This is a genomic window from Methylohalobius crimeensis 10Ki, assembly GCF_000421465.1.
GTDB lineage: Bacteria > Pseudomonadota > Gammaproteobacteria > Methylococcales > Methylothermaceae > Methylohalobius > Methylohalobius crimeensis.
On sequence record NZ_ATXB01000001.1, the window covers coordinates 1,560,172 to 1,580,584 of the forward strand.

The 20,413-nt window shown below is 56.8% G+C and carries 22 protein-coding genes; 13 read left to right on the forward strand and 9 right to left on the reverse strand.

What is annotated here, in order from left to right; genetic code table 11:
• Positions 1-38 precede the first annotated feature (38 nt).
• The 7 genes from H035_RS0107790 to H035_RS0107820 all read left to right on the forward strand — a co-directional run bounded on the left by H035_RS0107790 (position 39) and on the right by H035_RS0107820 (position 5,218).
• Entirely contained in the window at positions 39-605 is a 567-nt protein-coding gene (locus H035_RS0107790; RefSeq protein WP_022948429.1) for a transglycosylase SLT domain-containing protein, read from the forward strand.
• A complete protein-coding gene (locus H035_RS18750; protein ID WP_022948430.1) occupies positions 602-1,459 on the forward strand; it encodes an HDOD domain-containing protein in 858 nt (285 codons plus the stop codon). The genes H035_RS0107790 and H035_RS18750 overlap by 4 nt, the downstream gene beginning before the upstream one ends.
• A gap of 59 nt (positions 1,460-1,518) precedes the next feature.
• Positions 1,519-2,241, forward strand: a complete 723-nt coding sequence (locus H035_RS0107800) for a S1C family serine protease (RefSeq protein ID WP_022948431.1) — start codon at positions 1,519-1,521, stop codon at positions 2,239-2,241.
• A gap of 139 nt (positions 2,242-2,380) precedes the next feature.
• Positions 2,381-2,956 carry a hypothetical protein gene (locus tag H035_RS0107805; protein ID WP_022948432.1) on the forward strand — a complete coding sequence of 192 codons (576 nt, stop codon included), beginning with the start codon at positions 2,381-2,383 and terminating at the stop codon, positions 2,954-2,956.
• A 17-nt stretch (positions 2,957-2,973) separates the two neighbouring features.
• Positions 2,974-3,261, forward strand: a complete 288-nt coding sequence (locus tag H035_RS0107810; RefSeq protein WP_161624011.1) for an HPr-rel-A system PqqD family peptide chaperone — start codon at positions 2,974-2,976, stop codon at positions 3,259-3,261.
• The gene (locus H035_RS0107815) at positions 3,258-4,166 is read left to right on the forward strand and encodes an HprK-related kinase A (RefSeq protein ID WP_022948434.1); all 909 of its coding nucleotides are present in this window, start codon (positions 3,258-3,260) and stop codon (positions 4,164-4,166) included. Before H035_RS0107810 ends, H035_RS0107815 begins: the two co-directional genes overlap by 4 nt.
• Positions 4,163-5,218, forward strand: a complete 1,056-nt coding sequence (locus H035_RS0107820) for a nucleotidyltransferase domain-containing protein (RefSeq protein WP_022948435.1) — start codon at positions 4,163-4,165, stop codon at positions 5,216-5,218. The genes H035_RS0107815 and H035_RS0107820 overlap by 4 nt, the downstream gene beginning before the upstream one ends.
• Before the next feature lie 209 nt (positions 5,219-5,427).
• Here the strand turns inward: H035_RS0107820 and H035_RS20765 are convergent, their stop codons facing one another.
• The 7 genes from H035_RS20765 to H035_RS0107855 all read right to left on the reverse strand — a co-directional run bounded on the left by H035_RS20765 (position 5,428) and on the right by H035_RS0107855 (position 13,347).
• Positions 5,428-7,302, reverse strand: a complete 1,875-nt coding sequence (locus H035_RS20765) for a methyl-accepting chemotaxis protein (RefSeq protein WP_084684858.1) — start codon at positions 7,300-7,302, stop codon at positions 5,428-5,430.
• A gap of 207 nt (positions 7,303-7,509) precedes the next feature.
• The gene (locus tag H035_RS0107830; protein ID WP_022948437.1) at positions 7,510-8,331 is read right to left on the reverse strand and encodes a mechanosensitive ion channel family protein; all 822 of its coding nucleotides are present in this window, start codon (positions 8,329-8,331) and stop codon (positions 7,510-7,512) included.
• A 9-nt stretch (positions 8,332-8,340) separates the two neighbouring features.
• Entirely contained in the window at positions 8,341-9,573 is a 1,233-nt protein-coding gene (locus H035_RS0107835) for a hypothetical protein (RefSeq protein ID WP_022948438.1), read from the reverse strand.
• Positions 9,574-9,576: 3 nt separating this feature from the next.
• On the reverse strand, positions 9,577-10,626 hold the full coding sequence (locus tag H035_RS0107840; protein ID WP_022948439.1) for a quinone-dependent dihydroorotate dehydrogenase: 1,050 nt from the start codon (positions 10,624-10,626) through the stop codon (positions 9,577-9,579).
• Between the two features lie 8 nt (positions 10,627-10,634).
• Complete coding sequence (locus H035_RS18760) at positions 10,635-11,354, reverse strand: (5-formylfuran-3-yl)methyl phosphate synthase (RefSeq protein ID WP_022948440.1); 720 nt, start codon at positions 11,352-11,354, stop codon at positions 10,635-10,637.
• Entirely contained in the window at positions 11,351-11,917 is a 567-nt protein-coding gene (locus tag H035_RS0107850) for a DUF447 domain-containing protein (protein ID WP_022948441.1), read from the reverse strand. Before H035_RS0107850 ends, H035_RS18760 begins: the two co-directional genes overlap by 4 nt.
• Entirely contained in the window at positions 11,914-13,347 is a 1,434-nt protein-coding gene (locus H035_RS0107855; protein WP_022948442.1) for a DUF6513 domain-containing protein, read from the reverse strand. The genes H035_RS0107850 and H035_RS0107855 overlap by 4 nt, the downstream gene beginning before the upstream one ends.
• A gap of 80 nt (positions 13,348-13,427) precedes the next feature.
• On the opposite strand from H035_RS0107855, the gene folP reads away from it, so the two are divergent.
• Both folP and H035_RS0107865 read left to right on the forward strand, forming a co-directional pair.
• Positions 13,428-14,261, forward strand: coding sequence for a dihydropteroate synthase (folP, locus tag H035_RS0107860; protein WP_022948443.1), 834 nt, complete (start codon positions 13,428-13,430; stop codon positions 14,259-14,261).
• 175 nt (positions 14,262-14,436) lie between these two features.
• Positions 14,437-14,820 carry a 4a-hydroxytetrahydrobiopterin dehydratase gene (locus tag H035_RS0107865; protein ID WP_022948444.1) on the forward strand — a complete coding sequence of 128 codons (384 nt, stop codon included), beginning with the start codon at positions 14,437-14,439 and terminating at the stop codon, positions 14,818-14,820.
• Positions 14,821-14,871: 51 nt separating this feature from the next.
• On the opposite strand, the gene H035_RS0107870 is transcribed toward H035_RS0107865, so the two are convergent.
• Positions 14,872-15,432: a formaldehyde-activating enzyme gene (locus H035_RS0107870; RefSeq protein WP_022948445.1), complete on the reverse strand. Its 561-nt coding sequence runs from the start codon at positions 15,430-15,432 to the stop codon at positions 14,872-14,874.
• 198 nt (positions 15,433-15,630) lie between these two features.
• Between H035_RS0107870 and folE the strand changes: the two genes are divergently transcribed.
• The 4 genes from folE (at position 15,631) to H035_RS0107890 (ending at position 18,033) form a co-directional block, all read left to right on the forward strand.
• Positions 15,631-16,179, forward strand: a complete 549-nt coding sequence (folE, locus tag H035_RS0107875; protein WP_022948446.1) for a GTP cyclohydrolase I FolE — start codon at positions 15,631-15,633, stop codon at positions 16,177-16,179.
• Between the two features lie 4 nt (positions 16,180-16,183).
• Positions 16,184-17,140: a ferrochelatase gene (gene hemH, locus H035_RS0107880; RefSeq protein ID WP_022948447.1), complete on the forward strand. Its 957-nt coding sequence runs from the start codon at positions 16,184-16,186 to the stop codon at positions 17,138-17,140.
• A gap of 123 nt (positions 17,141-17,263) precedes the next feature.
• Positions 17,264-17,833 carry a DUF2459 domain-containing protein gene (locus H035_RS18765; RefSeq protein WP_152485989.1) on the forward strand — a complete coding sequence of 190 codons (570 nt, stop codon included), beginning with the start codon at positions 17,264-17,266 and terminating at the stop codon, positions 17,831-17,833.
• A 14-nt stretch (positions 17,834-17,847) separates the two neighbouring features.
• Positions 17,848-18,033, forward strand: a complete 186-nt coding sequence (locus tag H035_RS0107890; protein ID WP_022948449.1) for a hypothetical protein — start codon at positions 17,848-17,850, stop codon at positions 18,031-18,033.
• Here the strand turns inward: H035_RS0107890 and mrcB are convergent.
• Positions 18,017-20,407, reverse strand: a complete 2,391-nt coding sequence (gene mrcB / locus H035_RS0107895; protein ID WP_022948450.1) for a penicillin-binding protein 1B — start codon at positions 20,405-20,407, stop codon at positions 18,017-18,019. The two genes, H035_RS0107890 and mrcB, sit on opposite strands and share 17 nt — an antisense overlap.
• Positions 20,408-20,413: the final 6 nt, after the last annotated feature.

The window sequence follows — 20,413 nt, forward strand, 5'->3', positions numbered from 1 at the left end:
TTGAATGGTCACTGAACGAACTTATTGAATGAGAGGTCATGGCGCGGCATCGGAGTTTGTGGTTGGGAATCGTTTTGGTTGCCATGCCGGCAGCGGCGGATATTTACAAATATGTGGATGCGAATGGCCAAGTGTATTACGCCGATGAACGCAAGCACGCCGGCTATCGGTTGATCATTCGCACCCCTGGACCCAGGCGGTCCGGGGGCCAATGGACTTTGCGGCGAGCCAAATATACGCCCATGGTGGAAAAAGTGGCGAAAAAGTACCGCCTCGACCCACAGTTGTTGCACGCCGTGATTCGTGCCGAATCGGCCTATAATCCTCAAGCGATCTCTCCCAAGGGAGCGGTGGGGTTGATGCAACTGATGCCGGAAACCGCCGCCCGGTACGGTATCCAGGATCGTTACGACCCCCTCAAAAACATCGAAGCCGGGGCTCATTATTTGCGCGATTTGTTGGCGGACTTCAAGGATGTCAAACTGGCGGTGGCGGCTTATAATGCCGGGGAGGCGGCGGTGCACAAATACGGCAACCGAGTACCTCCTTACCTGGAAACCCGCCAATACGTTGCCCGGGTCCTGAAATTTTACGGTGACTCATGAGCAAATATAGCTCTCCCGCCCAACTTTTGGAAAGCGAACGGGATTTGGTTTCCCTGCCCGATGTGGTTTTCCAACTGCAAGCATCTATCGGCGATCCTCGCAGCACAGCCGACAGCGTCGGTGCCGTCATCTCCCGCGATCCCGCGTTGACCGCCCGCTTGTTAAAGCTGGCCAACAGCCCTATTTATGGCTTTGGGGGGCGCATCGACACCGTTTCCCGGGCAGTGTCCCTAGTCGGTATGGAGCCGCTGTACAATCTGGCATTGGCCACCTGCGCGGTGGGTGCTTTCCGGAATATTCCCGTTCAACTGATCGACATGGAGGAATTCTGGCTGCAGAATGTCTATTGCGCGGTGGTTGCCCGCCTGCTCGCCAGGGAAGCCAAGGTTTTGCACCCGGAGCGTCTATTCGTGGCCGGTCTGTTGCGTTCCATCGGCTCTTTGGCGATTTATATGAAATGTTCGGACGAGGCCCGGGAGATTCTCCTGGCGAGCCAGGGGAAGCGCGCCTTGGTGCCGATGCTGGAAAAGGACCTGCTCGGGTTTACCTACGCCGAGGTGGGGGCGGAGCTAGCCCGGATGTGGCGTATGCCTCGGTGGCTGCAAGAGGCGATCGGTTGTCACCTTTTTCCCGAATCCGCCTCCGACTATGTCTTCGAGGCCGCTTTGATTCACCTGGCGGATCGGTTGACCGACGTGTTGATGGAGGGAGATGCGGTGGAAGACGTTTTGGCGGAATTGCCAGAAGAAGATATTCTTGATTTGTTGGGCGTAAGCGAGCAGCAGATACTTGAACTGATGACCCAAGTTTATTACGAATTCACCGAAGTTGCCCACTCGTTGTTGTCGGTCTGAAAATGGCAACTTATAGAGGGATACGGCTATTCCTTCTCGGGGCTTTTTGGCTTGCCGGCATGGGAAGCGCTGTCGCGGCTTTGCCCGAGACGGTGGCGCGGATCAAGTCGAGTATACTGGCTGTCGGTACCTATCAACGTACCCGAACGCCTTCGGCGGTGTTTCGTGGCACTGGCTTCGTGGTCGGCGACGGCCGTCATGTTTTGACCAACGCCCATGTTTTGCCGGAAACCGTCGACCGGGAGCATTCCGAGGTTTTGGCGGTGTTTTTCAAATTCCATGGCAAGGATCGATTACGAGGAGCGAAAGTCGTGGACATGGATAAGACCTACGACATAGCGGTACTGAAAATCGCCGGCGATCCTCTGCCCGCCCTATCCCTCGGCGATTCCGACACAGTGCGGGAGGGAGAGAACTATGCCTTTACCGGTTATCCCATCGGCATGGTATTGGGGCTGTATCCGGTGACCCACCGCGGGATCGTTGCCAGCATTACCCCCATTGCGATTCCCGCTCTCCGCGCCGGTCAATTGAACCCCAAGCTGCTGCGCCGTCTCCACCGACCCTATCGAGTGTTTCAATTGGATGCCACCGCCTATCCCGGCAATAGCGGCAGCCCCTTGTATGATCCGAAGTCGGGGAAGGTGATTGGAATCATCAATAAGGTATTCGTCAAGGAAAGCAAGGAGAATCTCCTTGCCAAGCCTAGTGGGATCAGTTATGCGGTACCGATCGAATATGCGAAGCAATTGCTTCGGGAAAGCGGTGTCCTGGGACACTGAGTTGTCAGAAAATTTTACATCTCCGGGGCTGTGATTATATAACCAACTGAATTTAAGAGAATTAATTCGTTTGGTGTGGAAATTGCCTTAGTTTGTGAAGGGTGGTTTATTCATTACAGGTGTCCATGAGGAAATAACAATGGATGAAAACGAACACAAATCAGTGGGAGAAGTCGGTCGTGATAAATCTGGACCGGAAGTTTCCCGAACGAGGCGACGTTTGGTCAAATCGGCGGTGGCGGCCGCGCCGGTGGTGTTGACCTTGCGGAGCGGAGCGGCACTGGCCAATGCCAGCGCGTATCAATGTATCGAAAAGAATCAGAATGAGCCGACGCCGGATGTTTTGTTGGGGCCTGAGGAAGAGGCGGATATGTGGGTTCGAGAGTCGGTGCAGTGCCGTCAGTTGCAACAACAAGGAAGTGACGATTCATTTTGGGTTTATGAAGATCGCAATTCTTCAGGCCAGTGGATAGAGGAAACGGATGATTTAATCGAACCTAGAATTTTTGAAGATCAAGGAGGTTCGGGAAAGATGCGTAATGCCAAGGACGAAAGCGACAATAATTATGACGTAATAAGTGAGAGAACTTGCGAAATTTTGGTACTGTTCGATGCGGAGGGGAATCGGGTGGGAATCGGTCAACCCGAAGCCGATGCCATGCCCATCACCGGTTCCTGTTGGGCCTCGATCGATCCCGCCTGGGCGGATATGTAAAGTAAATCGGATTGGCTGTGGATGTCTACTCCTGTTGGCGAGTGCCTCGAGAAGTGGAATTACTCTGGGAAAAATGGCCCAAGGATGCGCTTGTTTTCAACACCCTGTCGGGAGAGACCCATCATTTGAACGATACCGCCGCCACGGCTTTGGAGGAACTCGAACGGGCGCCTCAGTCGACGAAAACATTGATGGAAACACTGGCAGAAAAATTCGAATTTGATGATGTCGAAGGATTTGTGCATCAAATTCAGCAACTGTTGGAAGAGTTCGACCGTTTGGGATTGATCGAGCCGAGCGCGTGAAAGTCGCCGACTTGGGACAGCCCGAGCTGGCTCAGTGTTTGCTCAACCCGCAAGGGATTGTGCTGAAAAGCGGCCCTTTCAGTGTCCGGATACGATCGAGCGTCGGTTGTTTTGCCCCTTTTTTGCATCGTATGTATGCGAATTTTTCCTTATTGGCCGGCGATGCCCTGGCCGATTTTAGAATTCAATTGCGGCGGCCGGGCACGATTCGCTATTTTTTTCGCCCCCAAGTTTATTTCAAGCACGACGGACGCAGGCTGTTTGAGCCCTTTCCGCTCAACTTGGCGCCCCCTCTCTTCGAATGGGGGTTGAATTGGTGTATCGCTACCCGCGCCCATCAATATTTGATGCTCCATGCAGCGGTGTTGGAACGGGAGGGTCGCGCGGTGGTCATGCCGGCTCTGCCCGGAGCCGGCAAAAGTACCTTGTGCGCGGCCTTGATGTTGAATGGCTGGCGATTGTTGTCGGACGAATTCGGTTTGCTCCGCGCCGACGGTGCCTTGGATCCCCTCCCGCGCCCGATTCCGCTGAAAAACCAATCGATCGAGGTCATCCGGACATTCGCTCCGGACGCGGTGCTGGGTCCCTTGTTTCCGAAAACCCGCAAGGGAACCGTTGCCCATTTGCAGCCGACTTCCGTCAGCGTGGAAAAGATCGCGGAATCGGCGATTCCCGCCTGGATCGTGTTTCCCCGTTTTCGTAAAGATGCGTCGGCATCGCTCAAACCGGTGGTGCCTTCCTATGCGGTCCTCAAATTGGCGACCAACGCGTTCAATTATGAAATCTTGGGCGCGGAAGGTTTTCGCCGCGTGGGGCGTTTGGTCGGAAATTGTCGTCTTTACAATTTCACCTATGGACGCCTGGAGGATGCGATGAACGTTTTCGACTCCCTCCCGGTTCCATGAGCGATCCCCGACTATTGACCAAGGTTTGGCGGGAGCCGGCGATTGTGCGGGAATTTGACAATCCGGACTGGGAGGCGTTGCTCGTGCTTGCCGGTCGAGCCAGGTTGATCGCTACTATTAGTTACCGGATCGAACGTTGCGGTCTGCGCGAAGCGGTGCCGGACAAAGTCTGGAACCACTTTCAAGCCGGTCGCGTCTTCGCCGATTTCCGCAACCGCCGGATCCGCTGGGAAATGAACCGCTTGCAACGCGTTCTACGGCAAGTGGATTGCGAAGTCATCGCTTTGAAAGGAGGGGCCTATTTACTTCTGGATTTGCCCCTGGCGAAAGGGCGCCTGCCGGCGGATTTGGATGTGTTAGTCCGCCGGGAGCACTTGTCTATCTTGGAAGACTTGCTCTTGAACGAAGGATGGCAAGACGTCAAATTGAACGACTATGACCAGCGCTATTACCGGGAATGGATGCATGAAATTCCACCGCTACGCCATCCGCAGCGCGGGGTGGAAGTGGACGTCCACCATGCCTTGCTTCCTCTGACGGCCAGATTGCACGCCGATAACGAACTTTTGTGGGCGTCGGCGCGGAACGTCGAGGCTAGCCGGTTTAAGGTGCTGGCACCCGAAGATATGATCCTCCACGCGGTGGTCCATCTGTTTTACGATTCGGATTTCGACAACCGCTTGCGGGATCTTATCGACATCGATGAAATGCTGCGGTTTTTTAGCGCCCGGGAAGGGAATTTCTGGGAAAGTCTGATTCGGCGGGCCGAGGTTCATGGTTTGGAGAAGCCGTTAACCTATGCGCTTCATAACGCTAGCCGGATTCTGGGGACTCCCGTGCCGTCCAATTTGTCTTTGCAGGCAGTCAAGCCATGGTCGGTGCAAGGAATGGGCTTTCTCGTCGGTCGGGCGTTGTTGCCGGAGGATCCCGAAAGTTTTAACGGGATTGACGCGATGGTCCGGTGGCTGTTGTATGTGCGATCTCACTATCTACGTATGCCGCTCAGACTGCTCCTGCCGCATTTGTTGTATAAGGCGGTAAAGCCATCTTGAACGACAGCTTCCTGTTCGAGACAGCTCCGATCCTAGAGGCTGTTTACAAAGTTGATCCGAACTGATCTGAAGAAGGGTCCGGCGGCTTGACCGGAGGGCGTTCGCGATTCGAGCCCCCAGGGACGGGATCACGGCGTCCCGGAGGTCAAGCCTCCGGGACCCTGCCCCAGTTTGAGATAAGCTTTACAAACAGTCTCTACGAATGCCCTCTAGGGGCTTCCCGCCTTGAAGTTCGTGAGCAGGGATTCCAACTCCTCGGAGAGTCGGCCCAGGGCAAGGCTTGTATCGGCCGTATTGTTGGCGCTGACCACGGTATCTTCGCCAACTTTGGTAATACGGCTGAGGCCTGAGTTGATACTTCCGGCTGTTTGGGATTGCTCCTCGACAGCACTGGCGATTTGCTCGCTCATCTCCCGGATGCGGTTTATCGCCTCGACGATGGTGTCGAAGGTTGAACCGACTCGTGTGGCATGTTCCACATTCCCTTGCACCAGGGTTTGGCTGTTTTGCATTGCCTCCACGGAGGCGCGGCTCTCGCTCTGTAGTCGTTCGATGAGCGTTTGTATTTCTTCGATGGACAGCTTCGTTCGACCGGCAAGTCCCCGTACTTCCTCGGCCACCACCGCGAATCCCCGTCCTCTCTCACCGGCCCGTGCGGCCTCGATAGCGGCGTTTAATGCCAGAAGATTGGTCTGTTCGGAGATGTTGTGAATGACTTCGAGGACGGCGCCGATATCGTCGCTCGCACGGTGGACCGAATCGATCACCGCCGATGTCTTTTGCATTTCTCCGGCTAAGTCAGAGATGGCGCTCTGGCTTTCTTTCACGACGCCGCGTCCCGTTTCCGCTTGGCTATAGGCTTCGGCGGCCGCTTCATTGGTGGAAACCACCAGACGTGCGATTTCCTCGGAAGCTTCCGTCATGCCTTCGACGGAATGGGCTAAAAGCGTGGTTTCTTCCTGTTGTAGTCCGGTGCGTTCGCGGGTTTCCTCGGCAATGTCAGAGACCCGTTGAGTTTGATCGGCCAATGATTTTGACGTGGATTGTATCCGATTGAGCACGGTGCGCAGTTGACCAAGCATTTGCACCAAGGCCCGTTCTAGAATGCCAATCTCGCCCCGGTGATGGACGCTTGCTTCGATCTCCAAATCACCTTCGGCCACGGCCATCAGTTCCCCTGCCAGGGCCTGCAAGGGGCGTAGGGAAAACTGTAAATACCAATGCAACCAAACTCCGGCGGCCAGAACGACGGCGGCGACCAGGATCAGGGTAATGGATCGTAATTTCAGTTGTTCCCCGACGGTTTCGGTTTCATCCGTGGCGCTGACCAGATGGGCGATCGGTCGGTCGGAATAATCAGTCACGGGGATGGTCGTCACCACTTGAGTGGCGGCTTCTTGCTGCACGATTTCGGTACCGATTTCACCGAGAGCGGGAAGTTCGATGTCGATATCGGACAAGGGGACGTTGGAAGTGGCATAGAAAGTGCTCCCGGAAGAATCCGCGACGTAGAGAACGGATTCGTCTTCTTCCACGAAGGCTTGCAGCGCATGCTCCAAAGGAGTGGCTAAAATGCCGAACCCGATGAGCCTGCGTCCCAACCCCAAGGGGAAGACCGCCACCGCTACAGGTCGTCCTCTGGTATCGGCGGCGATGCCGGTGGTGATACGGTTCTCCCTTTCCACATGTTTTAGAAGTTCGAAACCGTTCGGATCTATGGTTGGGGTGGGAAGTGCCAAGAGCGTGGCGTTGCTGTTAGAGTCGATGATCTGCAGGCCACTGAAGCGGTCGGAACCTAACAGATCCAATGTATTTCTCGCCTGACTTCGCAATGTTGCGATATCACCGTCGCGCAGTGCGGCCCGCAGACCGTAATTGCTTTGCAAGTCCGCGGCCGATTGTTTGAGCGATTCCATGACGCTTTGGGCCGCACGTCGCCAGAGGAGACTTTTTCCTTTAGCCAAAGCCGCAGAGTAACGTTCCATCATCTGGTGTTCGAACAACACTCCGGCACTGACGATCGTGCCGGCGATTACGACCATCATTATCAAGGTCGCCAAGGATAGTCGTAAGCGCAGTGTCATTTTATGGATCCCTTGGGCTTTCCAGTTTCCATCCGTATCTCCTTATTGAACTCAGTGTGTAGGCCCATCCAACCAAGTGTGTTTTCGACCCTCCGGAAAGCATCGGTGGCGCGACCAATATAGTTGGCCTATGTTGCAATAATATTAAGGCGTCGGGAGGCAATTCGTTCGACTAAATGGAAAGACAGGATGCGGATGGTGAGGTGATTAGGTGTAAGGCTGTCGGGGGGTTAGCCGGAAAGGATAGGTGGCGAATCTTGATCCATTCTCGAGCAGAGCCGCTTTGCCGCGCTCGGTGAGATCGGTGACGAAGCGAAATTGTAGTCGCGGGTCGATGGGATAGGCTTTGAGGCGGTAGTGGGTACCCCAAGGCTTTTCGTGGGCAATGACCAAGATCGGTCGATCGAAGCTTAGGAAGGCGCTGGTCAACGCCACATCGTGGAGTAGATTTCTGACCCGCGTGCCGTCGTGGTCGGGGTGAAGGTAAAAATCGGCGATGCATTGCAGGTATCGGCTGCCGTCGTTGGCGTTATGGATCAAGTGGTTCCAAGCCATCAGATGCGGAATGAAAACCGCGGTGTCGTCCGGCGTTAGAATTTTGATTGTCCGCATTCCGATCTCTTTTACCTCCCCGTAAACACCGTTCACTTCGATCCAGTCGCCGGGACGATACGGTGTTTCACCCAGGGTGACCACGCCGGCGGTCAAGCTGCTGATATAGTCTTTGACTGCGAACCCCAAAGCCAAGGCGAAGGCAACGAATACCGACAACAGATTTTCAATGGTTGGTTCAACCAGGCGAAAAAGAATCAGAATGAAGGCCGTGACGACGATCACCAATCGCAAGATTGGTACCATTGCCAGCAACCCGTATCGCGCATAGGTGGGTACCCGGTCGGCGATCAGGGGGACGAGGCGTTGCGCCAGAAGGATCAGCAACCATGCGCCAAGCAGGATGAGACCGATTTGGATAAAAGCGATCTCGCCGACGTTTCTGAGGTGATCGTTGATTTTGTCTATGGCGTCCATGGAAAATGATCAAAAAGCGTCTGTTAAATAGCCGGAAGCTTGCATGAAATTACGAACCGCCGGATAGCCGCGGGATGAGACCCGCCATACATCGTCTTTTTGTTCCAGCAAGCTCCGAGACTCCAACAGCGTCAAAATGCCCGTCAATCGATGGAACGGGAAGGGAAGCAGCCGACTCAACCAGTGCTCGGATAACCCGTTGTGGAGAAGGAGGCTATGTAAGACCCAGCCTTCCTCCCATCCGGCGGACTCCGGAATACCGGGGTGTCTGAATTGATCCCAAGCGGCCACCCAAATCGTGTTTGCCCGAGTGGAGGAATCCCCTGCATCGAGCTCTCTTTTTTCAGCTTCCGGCTGCTCGGGCTCGGAGCGCAGGCCGGCACGCCAGTAGGCCCGGGCCACGCCGAGGTTGCCGCGGCTATATGCCGCCAGATGTAGAAAAAAATCGTTGGGTTCGGCCGGTTCATCCGAAGATTCGGTCGGCGATAATAGGTGCTCCCCGTTATCCGCTTTGCGAAATCGTTTCGGAGCCCCATCGGAAATTTGAGCCTGGTGTTGGAAATAATTGGCCAGAGAACCGCCGTCCAGCGCTTGCAGGGTCATCACCGGAGGCAAGGGCGTTTCCCAGACGTGTCGCAGGAACGCCCACGCCCAGCTGTCGCAACCGATTAGCCCGTGTCCGAGACGGCCGGATAGGGCTTGAGCAAAAAAATCCCGAACCAAGTCCAGCCCGTCCACGTGTCGCAGGTAAAGCCGTTCCAGGGCGGGTAGAACCCAGATGCTTCGAGTTGTTTCCTCTTCGGCGGTCCAGGATGAATGACCGGTGACGATGGCATCGGGGGGGGGAGGGTGCAGGATGGGCAGGTCCCGTTCCTTCGCCCAGTCGGTTAGAATCTGAGGGTGGCCGTTATGGGGAGGCAGTACCAGGAACAGCACCGGTTGCTCCGGCGGCTGGCGCGCTTTCCAGTCGGCGAGGGTTCGATCTAACGTTCGGGCCGCTTCTTCCCAGGCCGGTTCGGGTATGATCCGGGCAAGTTGGCTTTCGCTCAGGGATTTGAGATCCTCCATGGGTTTTAAGTAGGACTCGGATTCCGGCGGGCGAAACTTTCGCCAGAGGGCGGTCAATCCAGTATGGGCGGTTTGGGTGACTTTCGGTGCCGGTGCTTGGAAATCCTCGCCGGAAACGAAACGCCAAAAGGAATTCGATTGCTCGGGGAGCTGCCGGGGGGAGGGGGCCGACATGATTTAAGGCTCTCCGGTAGGGTGCATTTGCCGCTTTTTCAACCGATCTAGGGTCAGGTCGATTAAACCGGAACCATGGTATATCAATCCGGTGTAAAGTTGCACCAAGCGGGCGCCGGCTTCGAATTTCGCGATCGCATCTTCGGGGGTCAGGATTCCGCCGCAGGCGATGATGGGCAGCCGGTTTCCCAACCGATTATGCAGTCGGCGGACCACCGAGGTCGATTGATCGAATACCGGCCGTCCACTCAATCCCCCGGTTTCCAAGCCGTGCGGCAGATTTTGGACGGCGCTGTGATCCAAGGTGGTATTGGTGGCAATGACCGCATCCATGTGGTGGCGTAGAAAAGTTTGGGCTTGTTCCTCCAGTTGTGCCGGAGATAGATCGGGGGCGATCTTGACCGCGATCGGGAGCCGCCGGCCGTGGGTTTGGGCCAAGGATTCCCGCGTTTCATCCAGACGGGAAAGCAGGGAATCGAGGGCTTTACCGTGTTGCAGGTCTCTCAGCCCGGGGGTGTTGGGGGAGGAAATGTTGAGGGTGACATAATCGGCAAGCGGGTAAACCTTTTCCAGGCCGACGAGGTAGTCTTCCACGGCCTTTTCTTGCGGCGTGTCCTTGTTTTTGCCCAGGTTGACACCGAGGATATAGCCTCGCTTGCCGAGTCGCTCCAAATTGCCGGCGAGATGAGCCAAGCCTTTGTTGTTGAAGCCCATACGGTTGATCAAGGCCTCGGCTTCGGGAAGGCGGAACAGCCGCGGTTTGGAATTGCCGGGCTGGGGACGAGGGGTAACGGTGCCCACTTCGATAAACCCGAATCCCAGCCCGGCCAATCCTTCGATATGGTCGCCGTTTTTATCCAGCCCGGCCGCCAATCCCACCGGATTGGGGAAACGCAGCCCCATCACTTCGGTTTCCAGTTTTGGTAAATGCTTTTTAAAGGGATTGAAAGGACCCAGTTTAACGGTCAGATCCAGGGCGGCGAGCGTCCACCGGTGAGCGGTTTCCGGGTCGAGTCGAAATAACAAGGGACGGAGCAAAGCGTAGCTATCCATCTCGATTCCTAGGGGCTGGCGGATGCCAAACCGTTATCGGTGGCCGGAGTCGAATGCAGTTCGGGAATGGCCTTGCGAATGTCGGCCAATCGCTCCGGGTCGAGTTGATGGGTTCGAAGCTTCCGATGGCACAGAGCACCGCGGAATCCCAGGTAATCCGGGTCCAGTTCCAAGAGCTGGGGAATATCGTCCAATCCCAGGGAACCGGCTAAACCGACTAATAGATCACCGCTTCGGGCGCAGTAAACGAAACGGTCGAGAAATGTCGGCGGGCGCATTCGGGTCAGCGATCCCTTGTCTTTACCGGCGGTGTCCAGCATGACTCCGGCAAAGCCCGCGTCCGCCAGGACATCGATCACTTGTAGGGAGATCAGATAATCGGCGAACAGCACTCCGATCAGGGCATGTTTTTGGGCCAAGGGTCGCAGCGCCGTCAGCGTGCCCTCCAGATCCCCGCCCGGAAACAGCCCGATTTTGACGTAGTCCGCTCCGGTGGCTGCAATTCGGGCGACGGCATCGGTGATCATTTCCGGATGCAAGGGAAGATCGCCGATGGTGGCGCTGATCGGATGGTCCGGCAAAACGTTCCTGATTGTTTCGATCGTTGAGGGCGCCAAAGCTCCCAAGGCGCCGTCGGCGGGGTTTTTGAGATCGATCAGATCCACGCCGGCATGATAGGCCGAGCGGGCTTCCTCCAGATCGGTGACGCTGGCGAGCAATCGGGTCATGTGACTCCCTGTAGTTGTTTAAAATATTCGATTTTTTCCATCAGCCAGCCCCAAGCTTCGTATTCCCTGGGGCCGGCGGTTTTCTCCAAGCCGATTTTCAAATAGGCCAGTTCGGATTCAATTTTTTCCCACGGCAGACGGTCGAGGCGGCTGACCAGAATCGCCGCTTCCAGGACGGCGAACTGGGCGCGGTTGAAGCCGGCAAAAGGCGCGTGGTTGACTTGGTGGACGGGACGGAAATACAGCTTGGGGCGGATTGGATCATCCTCGCGCCGGACCAGGGTCAGTTCGGTATGGGCCAGGGCATCGCGCAGGCGCCTGCCGGCGACTTTTTCCGCCGGGACCAAAGGCCAATTCCGGCGCCCGGTCAGGCAACCGGCGAAAATGCGCACATCGTCGACGGCATTCACCACCGCCACCTGGGAGGCCAAGAGATTATCCAGGGTGCGCGATGGACGGAAGGGAAGGATAATTATACCGTTACCCCATTGATGGACACCCATCGGCGCGATATGGACACTGCCATCGGTATCTTGAGTGGTGACAATGGTTTCCAGGATCATGTTTTGGTCTTTTTATCTTGGGACGGTTTGCGAGCTTGTAGGGTGGAGCCGGCCGGCTTATAGGCGTGGGGATCGGTTTGTTCGGGTGTTTTCGGTTCCACCGCGCAGCCCCAGTCGACGGTCTCGTCCTGGTTGTAGCGTTTGCCCAACTGCCAAGCGATCTGCGCCCGCCCCAGTTCCACCCCCAAATAAAAAGCATGTCCGCCGTCGTCTTCCACGCCCAACGAGGGGAAGAGATTGAACGGATCGGTGGCGCTGTGAAAACCGTCGCGGTTGAAAATGTGGAGGCCTTCGTCGGTAATCTGGATGCGGTAACTGGGATCGCGGATCATTCCCGCCAGTTCCTTCACTTCGTCCAGATTATAAGGGAAAGGTTTGGGTTCGTGCAGACTCATCAAGCCCGGGTGGATGTGCTTGGGCAGGGTGTTGTTCTCGCGCGCATAGTAGAAGATACGGCGGGCCAGATCCGCTTCCGGGACGGCGCGCCGGCAGTGGCCGCTGACTTGCGTGGTCAAAATGTGGTGGATGTGGAGCTCCGAGCAGATGCCCAGCAGCATGGCGTTGATGCCGACCGTATCGGCGTGGGTCAGTTCGGTGAGATTGCCCACGCCCATCAGCATCTCCGCGTCCGGATAGCGGCGGCGGGTTTCGTGGTAGCGCGCGATGGAGGCGGTGAAACCGAAGTGGATGGGTTCCAGAATGGGATCGAGAATATAAGGTCTGCCCTGTTTTTCCATCGTTTCCACCGCCGCATCCAGGCTTTCCAGATCGGCGGGAGGCTGGGGAATGAGGATGGGCGTGCCGGCCACTTCCTCGGCGATCCAGAGGGTGTCTTGGTGTAGGCTGAGCAGATAATCGGCGCCGGCTTTCCCGCCGCGGATGAGGTCGTCCGGATGGAGCGAGTCGATGCTGACCAGATGGCCTTCGGCCTTGAGCGCTTGAATGGTTTCTTCCAGATGGGGGAATTCGGTGTTGGGCAGACAACCCACGTCGATGACATCCGCCCCGTGGCGACGATGCCAATCCGCCTCGCTCAATATCGACGCCAGTGTCATGTGGGGGGCTTCGGTCAGCTCGGCAAAAATACGAATGTCGTATTCAGTCAGATCCGGCTCGACGGTTTCGTGACCGAAAAAGGCGGGCAGGTCCTTGAGTTCGTTGGGACCGCGCTCCACCGGAATCCCCAGATCCTGAGACAGTTTTTCCAAATCGCCGCGGCAGCGTCCGGGAACCATGATCCGATCGGCGCCGAAGGTGTCCTTCAGCCGGCGGTGGATCATATCGGCGGTCATGAGCGCAGCGACCGTCAGGCCCAATTGATGGACGGTGTAGTCGAACGCCGGTTGGATGGCCTGGAGGATCTGGTGCAATTGCTTTTCCGCCAGCTTGCCGGTGAGAAAGAGGATGTGTTCGCGCTTGTCTTCAGTCATGAGATAAAGAGCTTGGAAACGGCGAGATCCCTATATGCTATCATCGGCCCGAGTTGGATATGGATGGATTTCGACGAAAAATGCGCTTTACGGAACGTCTCCGGCAGGACAAGCCCATGCTCATGGGCATTCTCAATGTGACCCCCGACAGTTTTTCCGACGGCGGGCGATATGCTGATGCATCCGACGCGGTGGCGGAGGGAGGCCGGATGGCGGCGGCGGGCGCCGAAATCATCGACGTGGGCGGGGAATCCACCCGCCCCGGGGCCGATCGGGTGGCGGCGGAGGCGCAAATTCGGCGGGCGGTGCCGGTGATCCAAGCCTTGCGCGAAACCTTGCCGCCCGACTGCTGCATCAGTATCGATACCACTTTGGGGCCTGTAGCCGAAGCCGCCTTGACGGCCGGCGCCGGCCTTATCAACGACGTGTCGGCCGGGCGGGACGATCCCGGTATCTTTCGAGTTGCCGCCCAATACCGCGTCCCCATCGTGCTCATGCATATGCAGGGAACTCCCAAGACCATGCAAAACAATCCCCGCTATGAGGATGTGGTGGAGGAGGTATTGGATTTCTTGCAGGCCCGTGCGCTGGCGGCGCAAGAAGCGGGGGTGCCCAGAGAGCTCATCTTGATCGACCCGGGTATCGGATTCGGCAAGCGGAAAATCGACAATCTTCGTTTGCTGGCCCATTTGGACCGCTTCGTGGCGACCGGTTTCCCGGTGCTGTTGGGTGCGAGCCGCAAGCGCTTCATGGGAGCGATTCTGGAGGTTAGCCAGCCTAGCGAATTGGTCGCCGCCACGGTGGCCACGACCACCTTGGGAGTGACGGCGGGCGTGAAAATCTTCCGCGTTCACGATGTGGAGGAAAACCGTCAGGCGTTGGAAGTGACTTGGGCCATCCGCCAGGCACGTTAAGATGTAGGGGGTCAAACCGTCGAACCCTGCTTCACATCGAACGGATAATGTAATCCCTGTCTAGCCGCCATCGATCCAGCAAACCGCCATCCGGTGCCAAAACGGGATGCCTCTTGTATTATTTCTGACTTAAGTGGTAGGTTTTAACCTGGCAAACGGATAAAGGAGACCCTCTATGGCTTGGCGTAAACGGGGACCTGAAGAAACATACACCGGGGAAGAGATCGAAGCGCGGCTGAAGGAGGAGCTGCCTCATTGGTATTACGAAAAAGGATGGATCCGGCGCAAATACAAGACCGCGGGATGGAAAGGCACCTTAATGGTGGTCAACACCGTAGGACATCTGGCGGAGGCGGCTTTCCACCACCCCGATCTGACCGTTTCCTATGCTTTTGTGATCGTCAAATTGGTCACCCATTCGGCCAAGGGAATCACCGCCAAGGACTTCGAGCTGGCGAAAAAGATCGAGGAAGTGGTGATGTGGCGTCCGGACGAAGATAGCGCCCTGGAAGGTACGCCGGAGGATGCGCGCTTTAAATATATCAAGTACGACGCTTGAGAACAGGGAAGCCGTCGTATCTTCCGGGGAAGATACGACGGCCGGCGGGCTTTAGATCTTGCCGTCCAGCCCCATCTGATAATATTTGTGGACGATTTTGTCCTGATTTTCCAGCAACCAGTCGATGTCCGGCTGGTTGTTCATGGCCTTGTGGATGGCTTGGGCGGTGGCTTTGCGGTGGATTTCAAACAGCGCCTTGTGGTCGCATTCGTAATCCTCCTGACCCACCATCGGATTCAGCCATACCGAGAGGATGATTCCCAGGTCGTTGGCCTTCTCCTTGGGAATGTCGCCGGCCCGCACCGCATCCAAAACGCCGTTGGCGATCGCGCCTTGCACGGTACCCATGAGGATGTTGGTGTAGCGCTTGGCCATTTTACCTTTCACGGTCACCTTGCTCACCATCAGAGTCAAGGGGCGCACCTGAATGTCGGTGTTCAGGATCGCGAAAACCCGGCTGTGTCCCGCCACCTGGTCGCCGGTGACGGTTGCCAGCGCGGTTCCCACCGGTCCGTCCAGTTCGCCGATGATGACTTCCGGTTCAGCCGCGGTTCCGGGAGGTCCACCGCCAACCAGGGATTCACCGCTGCGAAATACGATGCGTTCACTCATGATTCGACTCCTTGTTCTGAATTATCGAGAGGGGGTTAGCTTAAAACCTCAGCCAAGAATGTCAATCGTTGACAAAACGGCAGGAGAGCCGTTTTGCACAGCCGCAGGCCGCCCGAAGGACAGCGTACAGGGAAGGAGGCCATCAAACCGGGTATACTAACCCCTGATTCATCAATTTCCCGAGTACGAGGGGAGGAAATGGAAAAAATTTTTAGCGAGCTCATCGACGCCATTGGGGAAGACCCCACCCGCGAAGGGCTGGTCGATACCCCCAGGCGGGCTTCGGCCGCCTTCCGCTATCTCAATAGCGGTTATCATCAGACCTTGGAAAACGTCCTCAACAACGCCATCTTCGAGGCGGATACCGAGGACATGGTGATCGTGCGCAATATCGAATTGTATTCTTTATGCGAACACCATTTACTGCCTTTCATCGGCAAATGCCACATAGGCTATCTTCCCGCGGGCAAGGTGATCGGGCTTTCCAAAACCGCCCGAATCGTCGAGATGTATTCCCGGCGCCTCCAGATTCAGGAGCGTTTGACCAAGCAGATCGCCGATGCCATTCAAATCGCAATCAATCCCCGCGGGGTGGCGGTGGTGGTGGAAGCGAAGCATTTATGCATGATGATGCGGGGAGTGGAGAAGCAGAATTCGGTGATGACCACTTCGGCCATGCTGGGCTTGTTCCGGGAACGCATCAATACCCGCTCCGAGTTTTTGAATCTCATCGATCGGCAAATTTAATCTCATGAAGTGGGGCGTTCTGCTGGTCAATTTGGGCACCCCCGATGCGCCGACACCCAAGGCGGTACGGGCGTATCTGCGGGAATTTCTCGGCGATCGGCGGGTCGTGCCCCTGCCGCGCCTTTTGTGGCTGCCTTTTTTGTACGGGGTGGTATCGACTTTGCGTTCCCGAAGGGTCGCCCACTCGTATCGATCGATCTGGATGGAGGCGGGTTCTCCCTTGGCGGTGTACAGCCGGCGCCTGGCTGAAAAGCTGGATGTTCGGGAAGGTAGGGTAAGGGTAGGCATGTGCTATGGGCGGCCGGATTTGGCCTCGGGATTGAAAGCTTTGCGCGCTCAGGGAGCGGAGCAGATATTCATCCTCCCGCTGTATCCCCAATATTCCCGGACCACGACCGCGGCGGTGTTCGATCGGGTCAATCGGATTCTCGCCGGCTGGCCGTATCTGCCGGGATGTTATTTCTTGAACGATTATCACGCCGAGCCGGCTTACGTCGATGCGGTGGCCGGCAAAATCGACGAGTTCTGGCGGGCGAGTGGCCGCCCGGAAAGATTGTTGATGTCCTTTCACGGCCTGCCGGAAAAAAGCCGCGCTCAGGGCGATCCCTATTACGACCAGTGTCTGACTTCGGCCGGTTTGATCGCCGAGGCACTGAATCTTCGGGATTCGGAATGGCAGGTGGTGTTCCAGTCGCGGTTCGGACCGGCCAAATGGCTCAAACCCTATTGCGTGGAAGTGTTAAAAGCACTTCCCGAAGAGGGTATTCGGGCGGTGGATGTGGTCTGTCCCGGTTTTGCGGTGGATTGTCTCGAGACCCTGGAGGAAATCGCCGTCGTCAACCGGGAAATCTTCCTGCAGGCCGGTGGAGAACAATATCGCTATATCCCCGCCCTCAATGACGACGATGAGCACGTGGCGATGTTCGCGAGACTGATTCGCGATCGACTGCAATTTTCCTGATGGCCGGACGCGGTTGCCACGGTAACGAAAATCTGACATCGGAGGTATTGGTTTCTGAATATCCTTCCCCTGCTGTTGCTTCTGTTTTGCACCGCCTGTACCAGCGCCGGGTCTTGGCAGCAAATGGAAGGGACCGGGCCGGGAAATGCCATTTACGTGGTCAACCACGGCAAACACGCGGGACTGATGATCAGGCGCGCCGATATTCCGGCGAACCAGATTCCGGAGCGGGTCGATTTTCCGGGTGCCGAATATTTGGAGATCGGCTGGGGGGAGCGTGACTATTACCAGGCCGACGATCCGGGGGTTTGGTTGACTTTGAAAGCCGCTTTATGGCCCACCGCCAGCGTTCTCCACGTAGTCGGCGTCCCCGGCACTCCGCAAGAAGCCTTCGCCGGCCTTGAGGTTTTGCGTGTGACGCTGAATCGAGATGCCTTCTTGCGTTTGGTTAGGGATATCCATGGGAGTTTCGTCAGAATGAACGGAGACAAAGCCCTTCCCCTGCGTCGAGGTCAATACGGAGACAGTTGGTTTTATCCGGCCAGGGGGAGATTTCATATTTTCAATACGTGTAACGGCTGGCTAGCGGATAAACTGAAGCGTGCCGGCTTGCGGTTGGGGTGGGTCGACCCGTTCACGTCCGATCAATTGATGGCCAGGCTCCGGCGGAGCGGAGCGGCGGTCGAGCATTAAACGGAGTGTAAACGATGCGTAAACAGCGCGATTGCGTCCTTTGCCGGGTGATGCGGGCGATGGCTTTCAGTGGATTGGGGGCCGCCATCGCCGGCTTTGGGGCGTTGTTTTTGTTCGACGCTTCCAAGCAAACCGCGTTGACGGCGGCGGTGGTGGGCGCATCGATTCTGGTTCTGGGTTCCTCTAAAACAAATTCTTAAACCAGCCTCGTATCGAGGCGGGTTCCGGTTGGCGGACGCAGGGGGCGTTCTCTTTGGGGGCGGTGCCTTCGACGAAGGGAAATCGGTCGGCACCCGGGCAGTCCGCATCGGCCAATGAACCGGTATCGGGATCGATCCATACCCACTCTACCGTATCAGGCGGGTTGAGGCTCAGCGGTCGCTCGGAGATTTGTCCCATCAATTTGGCCCAAAGCTGGAGGGCTCCCGTGGCGCCGGTCAGTTTGGTGGGGAGATTGTCGTCGCGGCCGATCCAGGTCACGGCCAGATAATCCCCGCTGAAACCGGCGAACCAGCTGTCGCGCAGATCGTCGGTGGTACCGGTCTTGCCCGCCACTTGCATGCGGTCGGGCAAAATTCGGTAAGCGCTGCGGCCGGTGCCTTCTCGAACCACTTCTTGCAAAATGGTATTGAGGAGATAAACCGGCGCCGCATCGACCGTCTGACGGATTGTCAGGGGGTAGCGTTGGAGCGGTTGATTGTCGTTGGCAAGGACGGCGCGAATCACCCGCAGGGGGGTGGCGAATCCTTGATTGGCGAGGGTTTGATACATTTGGGTCACTTCCAGCGGCGTCATGGAAGCGGCGCCCAGCAGCATGGACGGATACAATTTAAGGGGACGGCTGACTCCGAGTCGTCGAACGGTTTGAGCGACGTGATCCAAGCCCAGATCCATGCCGAGATGGATGGTGGCCAGATTGTACGAGTGGGCCAGCGCCTGATGCAGCGGCACCTGGCCGTGGCTTTTGCGATCGTAATTTTGCGGCCGCCAGGCGCTGCCATCCGGGTTTTTGATCCGCACCGGCGTATCGGAGAGAGGCGAGATGACGGTGTAACGATCGGCTTGTTCCAAGGCGGTGAGATAGACCGCCGGCTTGATGAGGGAACCGATTTGACGCACGCCGTCCAAGGCGCGATTAAAGCCGGCGTGGCGAGGGTCGCGGCCGCCTATCAAGGCGACGATTTCCCCGCTGTCGCGGCGGGTGACCAAGCTGGCGGTTTCCAATGGATCGAGCCGGTAGCCTTTTTCCAGCCGCGCCAAGGTGGTTTGGGCGGTTTGTTCCAGAGTATTCTGAATGGCCACTTCCAGGGTGGTGAAAATTTTCAGCCCTTCCGAAGTAATGTCTTCCTCTTTGTATTCCAAGCCCAAATGTCGTTTGACCAGATCCAAAAATGCCGGGTGACGGGCACTGGGGCGGTGGAAATGGGGCGTGACTTCCAACGATTCGCGTTTGGCCCGGCGCAGGGTTTTGCTATCGATCACCCCTGCTTGCGCCATGAGGTCGAGGACCAGATTGCGGCGTTTGAGTGCGCGCTCCGGATGGCGGCGCGGATCGTAATAGCTGGGGCCGCGAACCAAGCCGACCAAGAGGGCGATGTGGTGAATCTCCAAGTCATCCAAGGGACGGCTGAAATAAAATTCGCTCGCCAAGCCGAATCCGTGAATGGCGCGAGCGCCGTCTTGCCCTAGATAGATTTCGTTCAAGTAGGCTTCCAAAATTTCATCTTTTTCATAGCGAGCCTCCAGAATCAGCGCCATCAGCGCCTCATTGGCCTTGCGCCAGAGGGTCCGCTTGGAAGTTAGAAAGAAATTTTTCACCAATTGTTGGGTGAGGGTGCTGCCTCCCTGGACGATGTGGCCGGCTCTGATGTCCGCCCACAAGGCGCGAGCGATGGCTCGTGGTGAAACGCCGTGGTGGCGATAAAAATCCCGATCTTCGACCGTGATTAGGGATTCGATCAATGCCGGCGGGACTCGATCCGACTGGACCAGAATTCGGTCTTCCTTGCGGCCGGGATAGAAACTGCCGATCTGGATGGGATCCAGTCGCAGCAAGGCTAAGTCGGTTTCCCCTTGGAGGTCGTAAAGCCCGGTCAAGCGATTTCCCTGAAGGGTCAAGCGGACTTTGTGGCTGGGTTCGAGGCCGTCGGGAAAATGAAACGCCCGGCTGCGTAAAAACCAGCGGGTACCACGGCGGTAATAACTGGCTTGACTGCTTAGGTGCGGGTCGTACCGGTAATTGAGCTGCTTCAGGAAACCCTCCAAGCGGTCGGGTGAAAGCTTCAAGCCGGCATACATTTCCAAAGGTGCCGCATAGACGCTGGCCGGCAATGCCCAGCGCCGACCTTCGAACTGATGGCGGATGGTGTAATCCAGGTAGCCGAGATACACCGCCATGACAAACAAAGCACCGCCGATGGCCCACCAGATGGTTTTTTTCAGCCAGCTTTTGAAGGGATGGGTGTTTTTCGGAGCGCGTTTACTCGGTCTGGTGGTGGCGCGGGAGCGCTTTTTGCGGGCGGTTTTCTTGGGGGATGCTTTGGGCTTTCGTTTAGCGGATTTGCGTTCGGGCATAGGCGA

What these genes read in the sequence shown, in the direction of transcription:
- H035_RS0107790 (WP_022948429.1), top strand. Translation starts at nt 39, where the DNA reads ATGGCGCGGCATCGGAGTTTGTGGTTGGGAATCGTTTTGGTTGCCATG.
- H035_RS18750 (WP_022948430.1), top strand. Translation starts at nt 602, where the DNA reads ATGAGCAAATATAGCTCTCCCGCCCAACTTTTGGAAAGCGAACGGGAT.
- H035_RS0107800 (WP_022948431.1), top strand. Translation starts at nt 1,519, where the DNA reads ATGGGAAGCGCTGTCGCGGCTTTGCCCGAGACGGTGGCGCGGATCAAG.
- H035_RS0107805 (WP_022948432.1), top strand. Translation starts at nt 2,381, where the DNA reads ATGGATGAAAACGAACACAAATCAGTGGGAGAAGTCGGTCGTGATAAA.
- H035_RS0107820 (WP_022948435.1), top strand. Translation starts at nt 4,163, where the DNA reads ATGAGCGATCCCCGACTATTGACCAAGGTTTGGCGGGAGCCGGCGATT.
- H035_RS20765 (WP_084684858.1), bottom strand. Translation starts at nt 7,302, where the DNA reads ATGACACTGCGCTTACGACTATCCTTGGCGACCTTGATAATGATGGTC.
- H035_RS0107830 (WP_022948437.1), bottom strand. Translation starts at nt 8,331, where the DNA reads ATGGACGCCATAGACAAAATCAACGATCACCTCAGAAACGTCGGCGAG.
- H035_RS0107835 (WP_022948438.1), bottom strand. Translation starts at nt 9,573, where the DNA reads ATGTCGGCCCCCTCCCCCCGGCAGCTCCCCGAGCAATCGAATTCCTTT.
- H035_RS0107840 (WP_022948439.1), bottom strand. Translation starts at nt 10,626, where the DNA reads ATGGATAGCTACGCTTTGCTCCGTCCCTTGTTATTTCGACTCGACCCG.
- H035_RS18760 (WP_022948440.1), bottom strand. Translation starts at nt 11,354, where the DNA reads ATGACCCGATTGCTCGCCAGCGTCACCGATCTGGAGGAAGCCCGCTCG.
- H035_RS0107850 (WP_022948441.1), bottom strand. Translation starts at nt 11,917, where the DNA reads ATGATCCTGGAAACCATTGTCACCACTCAAGATACCGATGGCAGTGTC.
- H035_RS0107855 (WP_022948442.1), bottom strand. Translation starts at nt 13,347, where the DNA reads ATGACTGAAGACAAGCGCGAACACATCCTCTTTCTCACCGGCAAGCTG.
- folP (WP_022948443.1), top strand. Translation starts at nt 13,428, where the DNA reads ATGCGCTTTACGGAACGTCTCCGGCAGGACAAGCCCATGCTCATGGGC.
- H035_RS0107865 (WP_022948444.1), top strand. Translation starts at nt 14,437, where the DNA reads ATGGCTTGGCGTAAACGGGGACCTGAAGAAACATACACCGGGGAAGAG.
- H035_RS0107870 (WP_022948445.1), bottom strand. Translation starts at nt 15,432, where the DNA reads ATGAGTGAACGCATCGTATTTCGCAGCGGTGAATCCCTGGTTGGCGGT.
- folE (WP_022948446.1), top strand. Translation starts at nt 15,631, where the DNA reads ATGGAAAAAATTTTTAGCGAGCTCATCGACGCCATTGGGGAAGACCCC.
- hemH (WP_022948447.1), top strand. Translation starts at nt 16,184, where the DNA reads ATGAAGTGGGGCGTTCTGCTGGTCAATTTGGGCACCCCCGATGCGCCG.
- H035_RS18765 (WP_152485989.1), top strand. Translation starts at nt 17,264, where the DNA reads ATGGAAGGGACCGGGCCGGGAAATGCCATTTACGTGGTCAACCACGGC.
- H035_RS0107890 (WP_022948449.1), top strand. Translation starts at nt 17,848, where the DNA reads ATGCGTAAACAGCGCGATTGCGTCCTTTGCCGGGTGATGCGGGCGATG.
- mrcB (WP_022948450.1), bottom strand. Translation starts at nt 20,407, where the DNA reads ATGCCCGAACGCAAATCCGCTAAACGAAAGCCCAAAGCATCCCCCAAG.